We start from the raw sequence: 17,512 nt of genomic DNA, 5'->3' as shown, positions 1-17,512 counted from the left end.
CTCACCATGTTCGATCAACTCGACTTCACGAAGCTCATCTTCGGCCGCCTCTCATGGGAGGCGATTCCGCTCCATGACCCGATCCTGCTGGCGACCTTCGTCATGGTGGTGCTCGGCGGCACGGCGGTGGTCGGCGGGCTGACCTACTTCAAGCAATGGGGCTACCTGTGGCGCGAGTGGTTCACCAGCATCGACCACAAGAAGATCGGCATCATGTACATGGTGCTGGGCATCGTCATGCTGCTGCGCGGCTTCGCCGACGCGATCATGATGCGCGCGCACCAGGCCTTCGCCTTCGGCGACTCGGCCGGCTTCCTGCCGCCGCACCACTACGACCAGATCTTCACCGCCCACGGCGTGATCATGATCTTCTTCGTGGCGATGCCGCTGGTGACCGGCCTGATGAATTACGTGGTGCCGCTGCAGATCGGCGCGCGCGACGTGGCCTTCCCGTTCCTCAACAACTTCAGCTTCTGGATGACCACCAGCGGCGCGGTGCTGGTGATGGCCTCGCTGTTCGTCGGCGAGTTCGCCCGCACCGGCTGGCTGGCCTATCCGCCGCTGTCGGGCATCGACTTCAGCCCCGACGTGGGGGTCGACTACTACATCTGGTCGCTGCAGCTGGCCGGCATCGGCACGCTGCTGTCGGGCATCAACCTGCTGGTCACCATCGTCAAGATGCGCGCGCCGGGCATGGGCCTGATGAAGATGCCCATCTTCACCTGGACCGCGCTCTGCACCAACGTGCTGATCGTCGCCGCCTTCCCGGTGCTGACCGCCGTGCTGGCCCTGCTGTCGCTCGACCGCTACGTGGGCACCGCCTTCTTCACGAACGACTTCGGCGGCAACCCGATGATGTACGTGAACCTGATCTGGATCTGGGGCCACCCCGAGGTCTACATCCTGATCCTGCCGGCCTTCGGCGTGTTCTCCGAGATCGTCTCGACCTTCTGCGGCAAGCGCCTGTTCGGCTACGCGTCGATGGTCTACGCCACGATCGTGATCACCATCCTGTCGTACCTGGTGTGGCTGCACCACTTCTTCACCATGGGCTCCGGCGCCAGCGTGAACTCGTTCTTCGGCATCACCACGATGATCATCTCGATCCCGACCGGGGCGAAGATCTTCAACTGGCTGTTCACCATGTACAAGGGCCGCATCCGCTTCGAGGTGCCGATGCTCTGGACGATCGGCTTCATGGTCACCTTCGTGATCGGCGGCATGACCGGCGTGCTGCTGGCGGTGCCACCGGCCGACTTCATGCTGCACAACAGCCTGTTCCTGATCGCCCACTTCCACAACGTGATCATCGGCGGCGTGGTGTTCGGCATGTTCGCCGGCATCAACTACTGGTTCCCGAAGGCCTTCGGCTACAAGCTCGACGATTTCTGGGGCAGGTGCTCGTTCTGGTTCTGGCTCGTCGGCTTCTGGGTCGCGTTCATGCCGCTCTACGTGCTGGGCCTGATGGGCGTGACCCGCCGCCTGAGCCACTTCGAGGATCCGTCGCTGCAGATCTGGTTCCAGATCGCCGCCTTCGGAGCCTTCCTGATCGCGCTCGGCATCGCGTCGTTCCTGATCCAGCTGTTCGTGAGCTTCCGCAACCGCGAGAAGCTGCGCGACTTTTCGGGCGATCCTTGGGGCGGCCGCACGCTGGAGTGGTCGACCTCGTCGCCGCCGCCGGCCTACAACTTCGCCTTCACGCCCCTGGTGCACGACGGCGACGCGTGGCACGACATGAAGAACCGCAACTACACGCGTCCGCTGAAGGGCTTCCTGCCGATCCACATGCCGGCCAACACGGCCGCGGGCATCGTGATCGCAGGCCTGGGCACGGTGTTCGGCTTCGCCATGATCTGGCAGATGTGGCCGCTGGCCATCCTGGCTTTCGCCGCGGTGCTGGTCGCGACCATCATCCATACCTTCAACTACAAGCGTGACTACTACATCCCGGTCGACCAGGTCGTCGTGACCGAGGAAGAACGCACCCGCATGCTGGCCCGCCATGTCTGATACCACCGTTCTACCGACGCATTCCGACTCCGCGAGCGAGTCCGACAACCAGCGTTTCTACGTTCCCGGGGAACACCACCCGCAGAACGGCACGCTGTTGGGCTTCTGGCTCTACCTGATGAGCGACTGCCTCATCTTCGCCTGCCTGTTCGCGGTATACGGCGTGCTGGGTCGCAGCTATGCCGCCGGCCCCTCGGGCGGCGAGCTGTTCGACCTGAAGCTGGTCGCGCTCAACACCGCGATGCTGCTGCTGTCGTCGATCACCTACGGCTTCGCGATGCTGGAGATGCAGAAGAAGCGGGTCAAGGCCACGATGGTCTGGCTGGGCATCACCGGGCTGTTCGGCCTGGCCTTCCTAAGCCTGGAGCTGTACGAGTTCGCCCACCTGATCCACGAAGGCGCGGTGCCGCAGCGCAGCGCGTTCCTATCGTCCTTCTTCGCGCTGGTGGGAACCCACGGCCTGCACGTCGCCTTCGGCGTCGTCTGGCTGGTGGTGCTGATGGTGCAGCTGAAGCAGCGCGGCCTGATCGCCGAGAACCGCCGCCGCCTGATGTGCCTCTCCTTGTTCTGGCACTTCCTGGACGTCGTATGGATCGGCGTCTTCACCTTCGTCTACCTGATGGGAGTGCTGCCATGAGCGCGCACGACAACACCAAGCCGGCACACGGCATGCACGACGCCCAGGCGGGCCAGCACGGCATCGCGCACGGCCACGATGTCCACCACGGCGACCACGGCCACGGCCACGGCCACGATGACGACGGCGCCGCGCACAGCACGCTGAAGGGCTACGCCACCGGCTTCATCCTGTCGGTGATCCTGACCGCGATTCCGTTCTGGCTGGTCATGGGCAACGTGTTCGAGAAGTCGAGCACCACCGCGCTGGTGATCCTGGGCTTCGCCGCGGTGCAGATCGTGGTGCACATGATCTACTTCCTGCACATGAACACCAAGTCCGAAGGCGGCTGGAACATGCTGGCGCTGATCTTCACGCTGGTGGTGGTCGTCATCACGCTGAGCGGTTCCCTGTGGGTGATGTTCCACATGAACGCCAACATGATGCCGATGTCGACCCACGAAATGAAGAACATGCCCTGACGGGCAGGGCGGCGGGTGCCTCGTTGGTCGACAACCGCATGGGTGCAGACGCCGTGACCGTGCGCGGGCCGCGAAGCCCGCTCTTCCTGGGGGTGCTGGCGACCGTCGCGCTGCTCGTCTTCGCCGCCTTCGTGGCGCTGGGCGTCTGGCAGGTGCAGCGCCTGTCCTGGAAGCTCGACCTGATCGCCCGGGTCGACCAGCGGGTGCATGCGGAACCTGCCGCACCGCCGGGGCCTGCCGCCTGGCCCGGCCTGTCGGCCGCATCGGACGAATACCGGCGCCTGCGCCTCTCGGGCGTTTTCCTGCATGACCGCGAAACCATCGTCCAGGCGACGACCGCCCTGGGCGCGGGCTTCTGGGTGTTGACGCCGCTCAAGACCTCCGACGGCACGGTGGTGCTGGTCAACCGCGGCTTCGTGCCGCCCGACAAACGCGATCCGGCGACACGGCCGGCCGGCCAGCCGTCCGGCACGGTCGACGTCGTGGGCCTGCTGCGCCTGACCGAGCCGCACGGCGGCTTCCTGCGCGAGAACGACCCCGCCGCCGATCGCTGGCATTCGCGCGACGTCCAGGCCATCGCCGACGCGCGGGGCCTGCGGTCGCTCGGCCCGGTAGCGCCGTACTTCGTCGATGCGGCGGCCGATCCCGCCGCGCCGGCCGGCGCCCCGGTCGGCGGCCTGACCGTCATCCAGTTTCCCAACAGCCACACCGTCTACGCGCTGACCTGGTTCGCCCTGGCCCTGATGGTGGCGGCCGCGGCGGCCTACGTGGCGCGGGACGAGGCGCGGGTCCGCCGCCGCGCCGCCGGGAAAGCAGCCGTCGCGGGGACCGGGGCCGGGGCCGGGCGCGGGTAGAGTCGGCCATGGCCAGCCTTTCCGACCACCTTCCACGCTTCTCGACCCGCGCCCCATCGGCCGCGGGGGTGGACAACGCCACCGTCCGCAAGAACATGCACCAGCTGGTGCAGCTGCGCTGGATCGCGGTGGTGGGCCAGGTGGTCACCATCCTGGTCGTGCATTTCGGCTTCGGCATCCCGTTGCCGCTGAAACCGATGCTGGTGGTGCTGCTGTGCCTGGCGGCCTTCAACATCGCCAGCCTGCTGCGCTGGCGCCGGCGCAGCGATGTCTCCAACGGCGAACTGTTCCTGGCGCTGCTGGTCGACGTGGCGATGCTCACCGCCCAGCTGTGCCTGAGCGGCGGCGCCACCAACCCGTTCGTCTTCCTGTACCTGCTGCAGGTCACGCTGGCCGCGGTGCTGCTCGACGCCTGGTCGACCTGGACGATGGTGGCGATCACCGCGCTCTGCTTCGCCGGCCTGACCTTCTTCGGCCAGCCGCTGGCGTTCCCGCCCGACCAGGCGCAGGGCCTGCTCAGTCCCTACGTGCTGGGCCTGCTGATCTGCTTCGCGCTCAACGCCACGCTGCTGGTGGTCTTCATCACCCGCATCGGCCGCAACCTGCGGGAGCGCGACGGCCGGCTGGCCGACCTGCGGCAGCGCGCGGCGGAAGAGGAGCACATCGTGCGCATGGGCCTGCTGGCCTCGGGCGCGGCGCACGAGCTCGGCACGCCGCTGGCCACGCTGGCGGTGATCCTGGGCGACTGGCGCCGGCTGCCGCATTTCAGCTCCGACCCGGAACTGCTGCACGAGGTGGCCGAGATGCAGATCCAGGTGCAGCGCTGCAAGTCGATCGTCAGCGGCATCCTGCTGTCGGCCGGCGAGGCACGCGGCGAATCGTCCGAGGAGACGACCATCTGCGACTTCCTCGACGACCTGGTGGACGACTGGTGCGCCACCCGGCCGCAGACCACGCTGGCCTACGACAACCGGGTGGTGGACGACCTGCCGATGGTGTCCGACTCGGCCCTGCAGCAGATGATCTGCAACGTGCTCGACAACGCGCTGGACGCTTCGCCCCACTGGGTGCGGCTGGAGGCCGAGCGCGATGCCGACGTGCTGCGCCTCACTGTGACCGACGCCGGCCCCGGCTTCGCGCCGGCGATGCTGGCGCAGTTTGGCAAGCCCTACCAGTCGAGCAAGGGCCGGCCCGGCGGCGGGCTGGGCCTGTTCCTGGTGGTCAACGTGGCCCGCACCGTGGGCGGCCAGGTGAGCGCCGCCAACCGGCCGCAGGGCGGCGCGGCGGTCACCATCACCCTGCCGCTGGCCGCGATCACCCTCGAGGAAGAAGAGGCCCCCGATGGAAGCTGAACGCCTGCTGCTGATCGTCGAGGACGACGCCGCCTTCGCCCGCACCCTGGGCCGCTCCTTCGAGCGCCGGGGCTACACCGTGCTGCTGGCCGCCAGCCAGGAGGAGATGGCGGCGCTCCTGCACTCGCACCAGCCCGGCTACGCGGTGGTCGACCTGAAGCTGAGCGGCGAAGCCTCGGGCCTGGCCTGCGTGCAGGAGCTGCACGCCTGCAACCCGGCGATGCTGATCGTGGTGCTGACCGGCTTCGCGAGCATCGCCACCGCGGTCGAGGCGATCAAGCTGGGCGCCTGCCACTACCTGGCCAAGCCGTCGAACACCGACGACATCGAGGCCGCCTTCGGCAGGGCCGAAGGCACGGTCGAGGTCGAGCTGACCAACCGCGCCACCTCGATCAAGACGCTCGAGTGGGAGCGTATCCACGAGACGCTGGCCGAGACCGGCTTCAACATCTCGGAGACCGCGCGCCGGCTCGGCATGCACCGCCGCACCCTGGCCCGCAAGCTGGGCAAGCAGCAGGTCAAGTAGCGCGCCCGGCACGGCGGCAGCGGCGCGGGGTGGCGCGATCTGCAACCCTGCTGGCGCCATCTATGCCGTTGTTGTGGATACCCTGTCGGGCCGGCCGGCGGTGCCTGCCGACCGCCGACAATCCGAGCCAGACATCCATCCAGCGAGAGCCCCATGCCCCTGCCCACCCGCGTCAAGATCGTCGACGTCGGCCCCCGCGACGGCCTGCAGAACGAGAAGCAGACCGTGCCCGCCGCGACCAAGATCGACCTGGTGCACCGCCTGCAGGCCGCCGGCCTGCGGGACATCGAGGTGACCAGCTTCGTCAGCCCGAAGTGGGTGCCGCAGATGGCCGACGCGGCCGAGGTGATGGCCGGCATCGAGCGCCGGCCCGGCGTGCGCTATTCGGTGCTCACGCCCAACCTCAAGGGCTACGAAGCGGCGCTGCCCTGGAAGCCCGACGAGATCGTGGTCTTCGGTGCCGCCAGCGAGGCCTTCAGCCAGCGCAACATCAACTGCTCGATCGCCGAGAGCATCGCGCGCTTCGCGCCGGTCGCGGCCGCGGCGCGCGCCGCCGGCATCCACGTGCGCGGCGCGATCTCCTGCACCGTCGGCTGCCCCTATGAAGGCGACGTGGCGCCCGAGCGGGTCGGCATGGTCGCCCGGCTGATGAAGGAGATCGGCGTGCAGCACGTGGGTGTGGCCGACACCATCGGCGTCGGCAATCCGCGGTCCACCCAGCGCGCGCTGGATGCGGCACTGGCGCACTACGCGCCGGCCGACGTGTCGGGCCACTACCACGACACCTACGGTCAGGCGCTGGCCAACACCCTGGCGGCGCTGGAGGTCGGCATCTGGCAGTTCGACGCCTCTGTGGCGGGCCTGGGCGGCTGCCCCTATGCCAAGGGCGCCACCGGCAACGTGGCGACCGAGGACATGGTCTACATGCTGCACGGCATGGGCATCGAGACGGGCATCGACCTCGACGCGCTGGTCGATACCGGCGCCTGGATCAGCAACGCCATCGGCCGCGCCACCCAGTCGCGGGCCGGCAAGGCGCTGCTTGAAAAACGCCGGGACTGAGCCGATGATCGAATCCATCTCCTTGCCTGAAGCCACTGCGGTCGACCCTGCGGTCCGCGCCCGCGCCCTGCTGCTGGAGCGCGCCGCCACCGTTGCCCGCGGCCTGCCCGACGTGCCGTCGCCCTGCGTATCGGTGTGCCGCATGAACGCCGACCGGAGCTTCTGCGAAGGCTGCTTCCGGTCGATCGACGAGATCCGCGCCTGGTCGCGTTCGGACGATGCGCAGAAACGCACCGTCTGGGCCCGGCTGCTGGAGCGGATGGACGCCACCACCCCACCGTAGCCGAGGTCCTTCGCCATGCATGCCATCGTCTTCCATTTCGATTTCGTCTCGCCCTATGCCCACCTCGCCTTCGCCCGCCTGCCGCAGGTGCTGGAGGGTCTGAGCTACACGGTCGAGTACCGCCCGGTGCTGCTCGGCGCGCTGCTGCAGAAGCACGCCAATCCGGGGCCGGCGGGCATCGAGCCGAAGCGGCACTGGACCTACCGGCAGGCGCAGTGGCTGGGGCGGGCGCACGGCGTCGACCTGCAACTGCCGGCGACGCACCCCTTCAGCCCCCTGCCCCTGCTGCGGCTGGCGCTGGCCACCTCCGACGACGGCAGCGTCAGCCGGTTCGTGGCGGGCCGGGTGCTGGAGCATGTCTGGCAGGGCGGGGCCGATGCCAACGATCCCGGGCGCCTGGCGGCGCTGGCCGCGGCGTTGCCGCTGCGCCACGACCCGGCCGGCCCCGAGGTGAAGGCGCTGCTGCGGGCCAACACCGATGCCGCGGTGGAGCAAGGGGTCTTCGGCGTACCGACGATGGCGGTGGGCGACCAGCAGTTCTGGGGCTTCGAGAGCCTGCCGATGCTGCGCGCGCGCCTCGAAGGCGACGACTGGTTCTCCGGCCCGGCATGGGCCGCCGCACGCGATCTGCCGAGCGGCCTCAAGACCGGCTGAAGCGGGCCGGCGCCCTCGACTTCCACATCGCAAAACCGGAGGAGATGGTTTGCCCTAGGGTTGTCAGACGCGTGTCAGTCTCGTGAAAGCTGGTGTTGGATTGGCGTCAGAACAGGGTCAGTGCAGCGCCTAAGAATGGGGGCTCGCCGGTCTGGCGACATTCCAATAAGGAGACAAGCATGTCATCAATCCCTGTCGGCGGCGGACGCGTACCGCAGCATCCGGCACCACGGCCGATGAGCGCCGAGGAAAAGAAGGTCATCTTCGCCTCGTCGCTCGGCACGGTGTTCGAGTGGTACGACTTCTACCTCTACGGCTCGCTGGCCGCGATCATCGCCAAGCAGTTCTTCAGCGGGCTGGATCCTTCGGCGGCGTTCATCTTCGCGCTGCTGGCCTTCGCGGCCGGCTTCCTGGTGCGGCCGTTCGGCGCCATCGTGTTCGGCCGCCTGGGCGACATGATCGGGCGCAAGTACACCTTCCTGGTCACGATCCTGATCATGGGCCTGTCCACCTTCATCGTGGGCATCCTTCCGAGCTACGCCGCCATCGGCGTCGCCGCACCGGTGATCCTGATCGCGTTGCGGATGCTGCAGGGCCTGGCCCTCGGCGGCGAGTACGGCGGTGCCGCCACCTACGTGGCCGAGCATGCGCCGCACGGCAAGCGCGGCGCCTACACCTCGTGGATCCAGACGACCGCCACGCTCGGCCTGTTCCTGAGCCTGCTGGTCATCCTGGGCGTGCGCACCACCGTCGGCGAGGAGGCCTTCGGCGACTGGGGCTGGCGCATTCCGTTCCTGGTGTCGATCCTGCTGCTGGGCGTCTCGGTGTGGATCCGGCTGTCGCTGTCGGAATCCCCCGCCTTCCAGAAGATGAAGGCCGAGGGCAAGACCTCCAAGGCGCCGCTGAAGGAATCCTTCGGCGAGTGGAAGAACCTCAAGATCGTCATCCTGGCCCTGATCGGCCTGACCGCCGGCCAGGCCGTGGTCTGGTACACCGGCCAGTTCTACGCGCTGTTCTTCCTGACGCAGCAGCTCAAGGTCGATGCGACCACCGCCAACCTGCTGATCGCCGCCGCGCTGCTGCTCGGCACGCCGTTCTTCGTGATCTTCGGCACGCTGTCGGACAAGATCGGCCGCAAGCCGATCATCATGGCCGGCTGCCTGCTGGCGGTGCTGACCTACTTCCCGGTCTTCAAGGCGCTGACCTCGGCGGCCAACCCCGACCTGGCCAACGCGCAGAACACCGCCGCCGTCACCGTCACCGCCGACCCTGCCACCTGCTCGTTCCAGGGCAACCCGGTGGCCCGCGAGATCGACTTCAAGAGCTCCTGCGACATCGCCAAGCGCTACCTGGTGCAGAACTCGGTGAGCTACGAGAACGTCGCCGGACCGGCCGGCTCCCCGGCCCAGGTGAAGATCGGCAACAAGACGGTGACGGCCCCGAGCGGCAACGTGGTCAACCTGAAGTTCGACGACACCTCGGTCAAGAGCATCGCGGCCTTCAAGAAGGAAGTGGGCGACGACCTGAAGGCCGCCGGCTACCCGGCCAAGGCCGATCCGGCCAAGATGAACAAGCTGCTGATGGTGGCGATCCTGTTCTACCTGGTGCTGCTGGTGACCATGGTCTACGGCCCGATCGCCGCGATGCTGGTCGAGATGTTCCCGACCCGGATCCGCTACACCTCGATGAGCCTGCCGTACCACATCGGCAACGGCTGGTTCGGCGGCCTGCTGCCGACCACCTCGTTCGCGATCGTCGCCTCCACCGGCAACATGTACAACGGCCTCTGGTACCCGATCATCATCGCGGGCGCCACGCTGGTGATCGGCACGCTGTTCATCCGCGAGACCAAGGACGTCGACATCTACGCCAACGACTAGGGAAGGTACGAGAGAACCTACTGCGCAGCCCGATTGCGCGCCTGTGGTCCTCGCCGTACCGAAGTACGGCTCCGGTCCTCGACGCGCACTCGGGCTTGCTCGCTACGGTTCTTTCGCACCTTCCGGTTGCCGTTGCCGGCGGCGGTGGCAACTCCTTTCTTCCTAGGCCCTGCGCAGGGTGACCGGTGTGCCGAAGGGCGCCGGCTGTCGCACCTGCGCAGGGCTTTCCTTTTTTCGATTCCAAGGATCCAGCATGTGGAAGATCGCCATCGGCTTCATCGTTTTCGCCGCCATCTCCTTGTTCGTCATCATGAAGGCCGGCGACAAGATCGACATGGGCGGCGAGCAGCACAGCGGCGACGTGCATGCGCCGGCCACGCCCGCGCCTGCGCCCGCCAAACCCTGACGGTCGCCAAGCCGCCGGCCCGGCGTGCGGGCCCACGCCGGCGTCCGGAACCCGGCTTTTCCCGCGCCTTTCAACCACTCCGGCCCTGGTTTGTCAGGTGGGGTTTCTACCGGTACTAAATTGGGGCGCAACTGGGCGCGAACATTGCTAGCATCGCCCAGCCTTGTCGAGCCGTAGTTCTGGTCGGAGGGGCCCCATGTCGGGGCGAGGCGGGCAAGGCCGAGGAAAAATGATGCAAAAAATCAAGTTCAAACAAGCCGTACTGGTGCTGGCGGTTCTCGCGAGCGGCGCAGCGTATGCGCAGAGCAACGTCACGTTGTACGGCCGCGTCAACACCACCGTCGAGCGCCAGAAGACCGGCGATGCCACGGTCAGCGGCGTGTTCAACAACGCATCGCGTTTCGGCTTCGTCGGGACCGAGGACCTGGGCGGCGGCCTCAAGGCCGGCTTCCAGCTCGAGAGCGGCTTCAACTCCGACACCGGCGCCGCCGCCACCACCTTCTTCGGTCGCCGCAGCGAAGTGAACCTGTCGGGCGGTTTCGGTACCGTGCGTCTGGGCCGCTTCTTCGCCGAGTCGTACTTCGCGACCGCCGACTACGTCAGCATGCACAACCACGACACCGGCTCCTCGTCGGATGCGTTGTACGCTTACGTGATGCGCGACAGCAACAAGGTCGCCTACCGCACCCCGAGCATCGCCAACCTGACGGTCGAAGCCGCGGTCGGCATGCACGAGCAGATCAAGAACACCCCGGCCGCCGCCGGTGCCAACGGCAAGTACGCCAAGGACCTGGCCGCCAACTACAAGCTGGGCGCGCTGGAACTCGGCGCCGGCTACACCCACCTCGACGTCGCCCGCCAGGCCGCCTTCCGCGCGCTCTACACCGTCGGCCCGTTCATCGTCGGCGGCTACTACCAGCGCGACAAGAACGCCTACGTGGTCAACGGCGGCGAGCGCAACAACCTCCGCCTGGCCGGCGCCTACCTGTTCGGTGCCTCCGAGCTGCACCTGAACGTGGGCCGTGCCGACAGCTACAAGAACGTGGCCGACAGCGGCGCCACCCAGGCCACCGTCGCCTACAACTACAAGCTGAGCAAGCGCACCAAGGTGTACGCCTACTACACCCGGGTGAACAACGAGCGCAACGGCCTCTACAACGTCGGCGCCGCCGGCCAGAACTTCAGCTCGGTCGCCGCCGGTATCCGGCACAACTTCTGAGCGTTTCCGCTCCACGAGGAATCCGCCCGCGTGGCGGATTTTTTTCGTCCGTCATCGGCGCCGGCGGAAGACCGGACGGGCGTCTTCCGGAGACGGGGCGCGGGCCGGTGCCGGGCGTGTAGGAGAACTGCGACAGCCGCGGCGCGCTCGCTTGTTTCGACACGAAATGGCCGCATAACAGAGGGTTCGGGGTCGGTCCTGCCGCTCCTGTGTTTCCGCCACCCCACACGAGACCCCATCGCATGTCCCAGGGCACCATCCGTATCCGCGGCGCTCGCCAGCACAACCTCAAGAACCTCGACCTGGACATTCGCACCGGCGAACTGACGGTGGTCACCGGGCCCAGCGGCTCCGGCAAGTCGAGCCTGGTGTTCGACACCCTCTACGCCGAAGGCCAGCGCCGTTATGTCGAGACCTTCTCTGCCTATGCCCGGCAGTTCCTCGACCGGATGGACAAGCCGGCGGTCGACAAGGTGGAGGGCGTGCCCCCGGCGATCGCGATCGACCAGACCAACCCGGTCCGCTCCTCGCGCTCCACGGTCGGCACAATGACCGAGCTGAACGACCACCTCAAGCTGCTCTACGCCCGCGCCGCCCAGCTCTTCGACCGCGAAACCGCGTTGCCGGTGCGCCACGACACGCCCGAGACCATCCTGGCCGAGCTGCAGGCGCGTGCCGCCGCGGCGGTGGCCCAGGGCGCCGAAGACCCGCGCATGGTCGTCACCTTCCCGGTGGAACTGCCGGCCGGCACCTCGGCCGAAGAGGTGGAGCAGTGGCTATCGGCCAGCGGCTTCACCCGGGTGCAGGCCGAGCGGGAGGTGGCGTCGCCCACCGGGCCGCGGAAGCTGCTCGACGTGGTGGCCGACCGGTTCCGCATCGGCACGGTGGAGAAGGTGCGCGCGGTCGAGGCGATCGAGGTGGCGCTCAAGCGCGGCGCCGGCCGCATGACGGTCTACGCCGGCGGTGGCGCCGAGGCGGGCGAGGCGGAGCTCTGGCGCTTTTCCACCGGCCTGCACTGCCCCGAAAGCGACCTGCGCTACGCCGAGCCGACGCCGTCGATGTTCTCGTTCAACTCGGCCCTCGGCGCCTGCGCCACCTGCCGCGGCTTCGGCCGGGTGATCGGCGTCGACTACGGCCTGGTGATCCCCGACGAGAAGAAGACCCTGCGCGCCGGCGCGATCAAGACCATCCAGACGCCCGCCTGGAAGGAAGCCCAGGACGACCTGATGCGCCATGCCGAGACGGCTGGCATTCCGCGCGACACGCCCTGGAACAAGCTCACCCCCGCCCAGCAGGCCTGGGTCATCGACGGCTCGCCCCAGTGGAACGGCAAGTGGAACCAGCACTGGTTCGGCATCAAGCGCTTCTTCGAGTACCTGGAGAGCAAGGCCTACAAGATGCACATCCGGGTGCTGTTGTCCAAGTACCGCAGCTACACCCCGTGCCCCACCTGCCGCGGCGCGCGGCTGGAACTGGAGAGCCTGCTCTGGCGCATCGGCACCAAGGACGATGCCGACGCGGTGCTGCCGCCCGGGAAGCGTTTCATGCCCGAGGGCGTGAAATGGTCGCGCGACCAGCTGGAGGCGCTGCCGGGCCTGTGCCTGCACGACCTGATGATGCTGCCGATCGAGCGTCTGCGGCGCTTCTTCGACCGGGTGTCCGCCATGCCCGTTGCTACTGAAAGCATAGCGAATGGTCCGCCTGCGGCGCCGGCCACGGGTGCTTTCGACATGAAGAATGCCCTGGTGGCCGACCCGGGCGAGCGCCACGCGCTCAAGCTGCTCTACGAGGAGATCACCACCCGGCTGCGCTACCTGCACGACGTCGGCATCGGCTACCTGACGCTCGACCGCCAGAGCCGCACCCTGTCGGGCGGCGAGGTGCAGCGGATCAACCTGACCACCGCGCTCGGCACCTCGCTGGTCAACACCCTCTTCGTGCTGGACGAGCCGAGCATCGGCCTGCACCCGCGCGACATGGGCCGGATCACCGAGGCGATGCACCGGCTGCGCGACGCCGGCAACACGCTGGTGGTGGTCGAGCACGACCCGGCGGTCATGCTGGCCGCCGACCGGGTGATCGACATGGGGCCCGGCCCCGGCGAGCGCGGCGGCAAGATCGTCTTCGACGGCACCACCGAGGAGCTCAAGCGTGCCGACACCCTGACCGGCGCCTACATGGGCGCCCGCAAGCAGGTCGGCATGGGCTTCCAGCGGATGGTGTCGGAGAGCACGCCCCGGCTGGTGCTGGAGAACGCCCGCGAGCACAACCTGCGCGGTGTGACGGTCGATTTCCCGCTGCAGCGGCTGGTCACCGTCACCGGCGTCAGCGGCTCGGGCAAGTCGACCCTGGTGCAGGACGTGCTGGCGCCCGCGCTGTTGCGCCACTTCGGCAAGGCGACCGAGACGCCCGGCGCGCACGACCGGCTGATGGGCGCCGACCACCTCTCGGACGTGGTCTACGTCGACCAGTCGCCGATCGGCAAGACGGCGCGTTCCAACCCGGCCAGCTACGTCGGCGCCTGGGACGCGGTGCGCGAGATCTTCGCCACCGCGCCGCTGGCCCGCCAGCGCAGCTACACCGCCAGCAAGTTCAGCTTCAACAGCGGCGACGGCCGCTGCCCCACCTGCGGCGGATCGGGCTTCGAGCATGTGGAGATGCAGTTCCTCTCGGACGTCTACCTGCGCTGCCCCGACTGCGACGGCAAGCGCTACCGCGACGAGATCCTGGAGGTGAAGGTCGAGCGGGCCGGCCGCCTGCTGAACGTGGCCGACGTGCTCGACCTGACGGTGAGCGAAGCCGCCGCGCTGTTCAGGGGCGACCGCGAGGTGCTGCGTACCCTGCAGCCGATCGTCGACGTGGGCCTCGAGTACGTGAAGCTCGGCCAGCCGGTGCCCACGCTCTCGGGCGGCGAGGCGCAGCGCCTGAAGTTGGCCGGCTTCCTGGCCGAGGCCGCCAAGAGCGCCACCGCCAGCCGCCAGCCGGTGGCGCGCAAGGGCACGCTGTTCCTGTTCGACGAGCCCACCACCGGCCTGCATTTCGAGGACATCTCGAAGCTGATGCGCGCCATGCGCAAGCTGCTCGACGCCGGCCATTCGCTGGTGGTGATCGAGCACAACCTCGACGTCATCCGCGCCAGCGACTGGCTGATTGACCTGGGCCCCGAAGGCGGGGAGGCCGGCGGCCTGCTGGTGGCCGAGGGCACGCCCGACGACCTGCGGGCGCATGCCACCTCGCACACCGGCCGGGCGCTGCGCGAATACGAGGAAGCCCTGGGCTTCGCCACGCCCACCGCGGTGGAGGAGGGCACGCCGCTGCAGACGATCGTGCGGGCCCGCCGCGCCGCGGCCACCGGCCCGGGCGCCGACGCGATCCAGATCGTCAACGCCCGCGAGCACAACCTGAAGAACGTGACGGTCGACATCCCGCGCGGCAAGTTCAACGTGGTGACCGGCGTCAGCGGATCGGGCAAGTCGACGCTGGCCTTCGACATCCTGTTCAACGAAGGGCAGCGCCGGTACCTCGAATCGCTCAATGCCTATGCGCGCAGCATCGTGCAGCCGGCGGGCCGGCCCGAGGTGGACGCGGTCTACGGCATTCCGCCCACCGTCGCCATCGAGCAGCGGCTCTCGCGCGGCGGCCGCAAGTCGACCGTCGGCACCACCACCGAGGTGTGGCACTTCCTGCGGCTGCTGTATGTGAAGCTGGGCATCCAGCATTGCATCCACGACGGCGCGGCGGTCCAGCCGCAGACGCCCGAGAGCATCGCGGCGCAATTGATGAAGAACTTCCGCGGCCGCTGCATCGGCCTGCTGGCGCCGCTGGTGATGAACCGCAAGGGCGTCTACACCGAGCTGGCCGACTGGGCCCGGCCGCGCGGCTACACCCACCTGCGGGTCGACGGCAACTTTTTGCCGACCACCCGGTTCCCCCGCATCGACCGCTTCAAGGAGCACGTCGTCGAGCTGCCGATCGCCAGCCTGAAGATGGTGCCCGAGAACGACGCCGCCCTGCGCACCGCCCTGGCCCTGGCGCTGGAGCACGGCAAGGGCGCGGTGCACGTGCTGGCCGACATCGAGGGCCTGGAGGCCGCGCTGAAGGCGGGCGAATCCACCGCCGGCGTCGGCAACCTGCATGCGTTCTCGACCCAGCGGGCCTGCCCGGTCTGCGGCACCAGCTATGCCGAGCTGGACCCGCGCCTCTTCAGCTACAACAGCAAGCACGGCTGGTGCACCGACTGCGTCGGCACCGGCGTCAAGCTGACCAAGGACCAGCGCAGGGTCTTCGACGACTCGGTGCTGGCCGACGACCAGAAGGGCCGCGAGCAGACGTTCGCCGAGCCCGAGGCCGCCGACGTGGCCGATGCGGCATGCCCCACCTGCGAAGGCACCCGGCTGAACCCGGTGGCCCGCGCGGTGCTGTTCCGCGAGACCGGCATCGCCGCCCTGGCGCGGATGAGCGTGATCGACGTGTCGGCCTGGTTCGAGGCGCTGGTGATGGAGGGCCGCGAGGCCGGCATCGCCCGCGACCTGGTGCCCGAGATCCGCAGCCGCCTGGCCTTCCTGCAGGAGGTGGGCCTGGGCTACCTGACGCTCGACCGCGGCGCGCCCACGCTCTCGGGCGGCGAGGCGCAGCGCATCCGGCTGGCGGCCCAGCTCGGCAGCAACCTGCAGGGCGTCTGCTACGTGCTCGACGAGCCCACCATCGGCCTGCATGCGCGCGACAACCAGATCCTGCTGAACGCGCTGCACAAGCTGGGGGACAAGGGCAACACCCTGGTGGTGGTGGAGCACGACGAGGACACCATCCGCCGGGCCGACCACATCATCGACATCGGCCCCAGCGCCGGCAAGCGCGGCGGCCGGCTGGTGGCGCAGGGCACGGTGGCCGACATCCAGGCCGCCGAGGATTCGCAGACCGGCCGCTACCTGCTGCACGCGATGAAGCATCCGCTGCAGCCGCGACGGGGCGTGGCACCGTCGCTGGCAGGCGAGGCGGTGGACGACGCCGGCATCGACTGGATCGAGCTGCGCGGCGCACGGTTGCACAACCTGCAGGACGTCGACATCGACGTGCCGCTCAAGCGCCTGGTGGCGATCACCGGCGTCAGCGGATCGGGCAAGTCGACCCTGGCGCGCGACGTGCTGCTGGCGAGCGTCCAGGCCGGCGTGCAGCAGCGCACCACCCGCGCCGGCCGCGAGGCCGACGACGCCGGCAAGCATGCCGCCTGGACCGGCTGCGAGAGCCTGGACGGCTACCAGACCATCGACCGGGTGCTGGAGGTCGACCAGACCCCCATCGGCAAGACCCCGCGCAGCTGCCCCGCCACCTACATCGGCTTCTGGGACGTGATCCGCAAGCTCTTCGCCGACACGCTGGAGGCCAAGGCCCGCGGCTACGCGCCGGCGCGCTTCTCGTTCAACACCGGCGACGGCCGCTGCCCGGTCTGCGAAGGCGCGGGCGTGCGCACCATCGAGATGAGCTTCCTGCCCGACGTGAAGGTGCCCTGCGAGACCTGCCACGGCGCCCGCTTCAACCCCGAAACGCTGGCCGTCACCTGGCGGGGCAAGAGCATCGGCGACGTGCTGCAGATGGAGATCGACGAGGCGGTCGACTTCTTCGCCAGCATGCCCAACATCGCGCATCCGCTGCAACTGATGAAGGACGTGGGCCTGGGCTACCTGACGCTGGGCCAGCCCTCGCCCACGCTCTCGGGCGGCGAGGCGCAGCGGATCAAGCTGGTGACCGAGCTGAGCAAGGTGCGCGACGACATCACCCGCCGCGGCCAGAAAGCGCCGCACACCCTCTACGTGCTGGACGAACCCACCGTCGGCCTGCACATGGCCGACGTCGAGAAGCTGATCCAGGTGCTGCACCGCCTGGTGCGCGGCGGCCACAGCGTGCTGGTGATCGAGCACGACCTCGACGTGATCGCCGAAGCCGACTGGGTCATCGACCTGGGCCCCGAAGGCGGCACCGGCGGCGGCCGGGTGGTGGCTACCGCCACGCCCGAGGACGTGGTGCGGCTCGGCACCCATACCGGCCGGGCGCTGGAGGCGGTGCTGGCACGCTAGGGCCGGCCCTCGCGCTGCCCGCGGGCGTTGCTATTAAAAGAATAGCTGGAGGCCGGCGCCGTACGCCGGCCCCGGCTGTCTTTCTTTCAGAAAC

At 68.5% G+C, this 17,512-nt stretch carries 13 protein-coding genes; all 13 read left to right on the top strand.

Annotated features, from left to right (window positions below; genetic code table 11):
- Positions 1 to 6 precede the first annotated feature (6 nt).
- Positions 7 to 2,010, top strand: coding sequence for a cytochrome o ubiquinol oxidase subunit I (gene cyoB / locus ASE76_RS04735; protein WP_055835285.1), 2,004 nt, complete (start codon positions 7 to 9; stop codon positions 2,008 to 2,010).
- A complete protein-coding gene (cyoC, locus tag ASE76_RS04730; RefSeq protein ID WP_055835282.1) occupies positions 2,003 to 2,647 on the top strand; it encodes a cytochrome o ubiquinol oxidase subunit III in 645 nt (214 codons plus the stop codon). Before cyoB ends, cyoC begins: the two co-directional genes overlap by 8 nt.
- Positions 2,644 to 3,108, top strand: a complete 465-nt coding sequence (gene cyoD, locus ASE76_RS04725; RefSeq protein ID WP_082447948.1) for a cytochrome o ubiquinol oxidase subunit IV — start codon at positions 2,644 to 2,646, stop codon at positions 3,106 to 3,108. The genes cyoC and cyoD overlap by 4 nt, the downstream gene beginning before the upstream one ends.
- Before the next feature lie 38 nt (positions 3,109 to 3,146).
- A complete protein-coding gene (locus ASE76_RS04720) occupies positions 3,147 to 3,962 on the top strand; it encodes an SURF1 family protein (RefSeq protein ID WP_055835691.1) in 816 nt (271 codons plus the stop codon).
- 8 nt (positions 3,963 to 3,970) lie between these two features.
- On the top strand, positions 3,971 to 5,314 hold the full coding sequence (locus tag ASE76_RS04715; protein WP_055835279.1) for an ATP-binding protein: 1,344 nt from the start codon (positions 3,971 to 3,973) through the stop codon (positions 5,312 to 5,314).
- Positions 5,304 to 5,840 carry a response regulator transcription factor gene (locus ASE76_RS04710; protein ID WP_055835276.1) on the top strand — a complete coding sequence of 179 codons (537 nt, stop codon included), beginning with the start codon at positions 5,304 to 5,306 and terminating at the stop codon, positions 5,838 to 5,840. The genes ASE76_RS04715 and ASE76_RS04710 overlap by 11 nt, the downstream gene beginning before the upstream one ends.
- A 153-nt stretch (positions 5,841 to 5,993) precedes the next feature.
- A complete protein-coding gene (locus ASE76_RS04705; RefSeq protein ID WP_055835272.1) occupies positions 5,994 to 6,902 on the top strand; it encodes a hydroxymethylglutaryl-CoA lyase in 909 nt (302 codons plus the stop codon).
- A gap of 67 nt (positions 6,903 to 6,969) precedes the next feature.
- Positions 6,970 to 7,185 carry a DUF1289 domain-containing protein gene (locus ASE76_RS04700; RefSeq protein ID WP_236698342.1) on the top strand — a complete coding sequence of 72 codons (216 nt, stop codon included), beginning with the start codon at positions 6,970 to 6,972 and terminating at the stop codon, positions 7,183 to 7,185.
- 15 nt (positions 7,186 to 7,200) lie between these two features.
- Positions 7,201 to 7,839: a 2-hydroxychromene-2-carboxylate isomerase gene (locus tag ASE76_RS04695; RefSeq protein ID WP_055835266.1), complete on the top strand. Its 639-nt coding sequence runs from the start codon at positions 7,201 to 7,203 to the stop codon at positions 7,837 to 7,839.
- 179 nt (positions 7,840 to 8,018) lie between these two features.
- Positions 8,019 to 9,719, top strand: coding sequence for an MFS transporter (locus ASE76_RS04690; RefSeq protein ID WP_055835263.1), 1,701 nt, complete (start codon positions 8,019 to 8,021; stop codon positions 9,717 to 9,719).
- A 253-nt stretch (positions 9,720 to 9,972) separates the two neighbouring features.
- A complete protein-coding gene (locus ASE76_RS20805) occupies positions 9,973 to 10,125 on the top strand; it encodes a hypothetical protein (RefSeq protein ID WP_168389212.1) in 153 nt (50 codons plus the stop codon).
- 232 nt (positions 10,126 to 10,357) lie between these two features.
- Positions 10,358 to 11,344: a porin gene (locus tag ASE76_RS04685; RefSeq protein ID WP_055835688.1), complete on the top strand. Its 987-nt coding sequence runs from the start codon at positions 10,358 to 10,360 to the stop codon at positions 11,342 to 11,344.
- A 242-nt stretch (positions 11,345 to 11,586) separates the two neighbouring features.
- Positions 11,587 to 17,418, top strand: coding sequence for an excinuclease ABC subunit UvrA (gene uvrA / locus ASE76_RS04680; RefSeq protein WP_055835260.1), 5,832 nt, complete (start codon positions 11,587 to 11,589; stop codon positions 17,416 to 17,418).
- The last annotated feature ends 94 nt before the right edge of the window (positions 17,419 to 17,512 follow it).

This window comes from Xylophilus sp. Leaf220, from assembly GCF_001421705.1.
Lineage (GTDB): Bacteria > Pseudomonadota > Gammaproteobacteria > Burkholderiales > Burkholderiaceae_C > Xylophilus.
This window is presented reverse-complemented; position numbering and strand designations above follow the sequence as displayed.

What these genes read in the sequence shown, in the direction of transcription:
- ASE76_RS04695 (WP_055835266.1), top strand. Translation starts at nt 7,201, where the DNA reads ATGCATGCCATCGTCTTCCATTTCGATTTCGTCTCGCCCTATGCCCAC.
- uvrA (WP_055835260.1), top strand. Translation starts at nt 11,587, where the DNA reads ATGTCCCAGGGCACCATCCGTATCCGCGGCGCTCGCCAGCACAACCTC.
- ASE76_RS04705 (WP_055835272.1), top strand. Translation starts at nt 5,994, where the DNA reads ATGCCCCTGCCCACCCGCGTCAAGATCGTCGACGTCGGCCCCCGCGAC.
- ASE76_RS20805 (WP_168389212.1), top strand. Translation starts at nt 9,973, where the DNA reads ATGTGGAAGATCGCCATCGGCTTCATCGTTTTCGCCGCCATCTCCTTG.
- ASE76_RS04710 (WP_055835276.1), top strand. Translation starts at nt 5,304, where the DNA reads ATGGAAGCTGAACGCCTGCTGCTGATCGTCGAGGACGACGCCGCCTTC.
- ASE76_RS04715 (WP_055835279.1), top strand. Translation starts at nt 3,971, where the DNA reads ATGGCCAGCCTTTCCGACCACCTTCCACGCTTCTCGACCCGCGCCCCA.
- cyoD (WP_082447948.1), top strand. Translation starts at nt 2,644, where the DNA reads ATGAGCGCGCACGACAACACCAAGCCGGCACACGGCATGCACGACGCC.
- cyoB (WP_055835285.1), top strand. Translation starts at nt 7, where the DNA reads ATGTTCGATCAACTCGACTTCACGAAGCTCATCTTCGGCCGCCTCTCA.
- ASE76_RS04685 (WP_055835688.1), top strand. Translation starts at nt 10,358, where the DNA reads ATGCAAAAAATCAAGTTCAAACAAGCCGTACTGGTGCTGGCGGTTCTC.
- cyoC (WP_055835282.1), top strand. Translation starts at nt 2,003, where the DNA reads ATGTCTGATACCACCGTTCTACCGACGCATTCCGACTCCGCGAGCGAG.
- ASE76_RS04690 (WP_055835263.1), top strand. Translation starts at nt 8,019, where the DNA reads ATGTCATCAATCCCTGTCGGCGGCGGACGCGTACCGCAGCATCCGGCA.
- ASE76_RS04720 (WP_055835691.1), top strand. Translation starts at nt 3,147, where the DNA reads ATGGGTGCAGACGCCGTGACCGTGCGCGGGCCGCGAAGCCCGCTCTTC.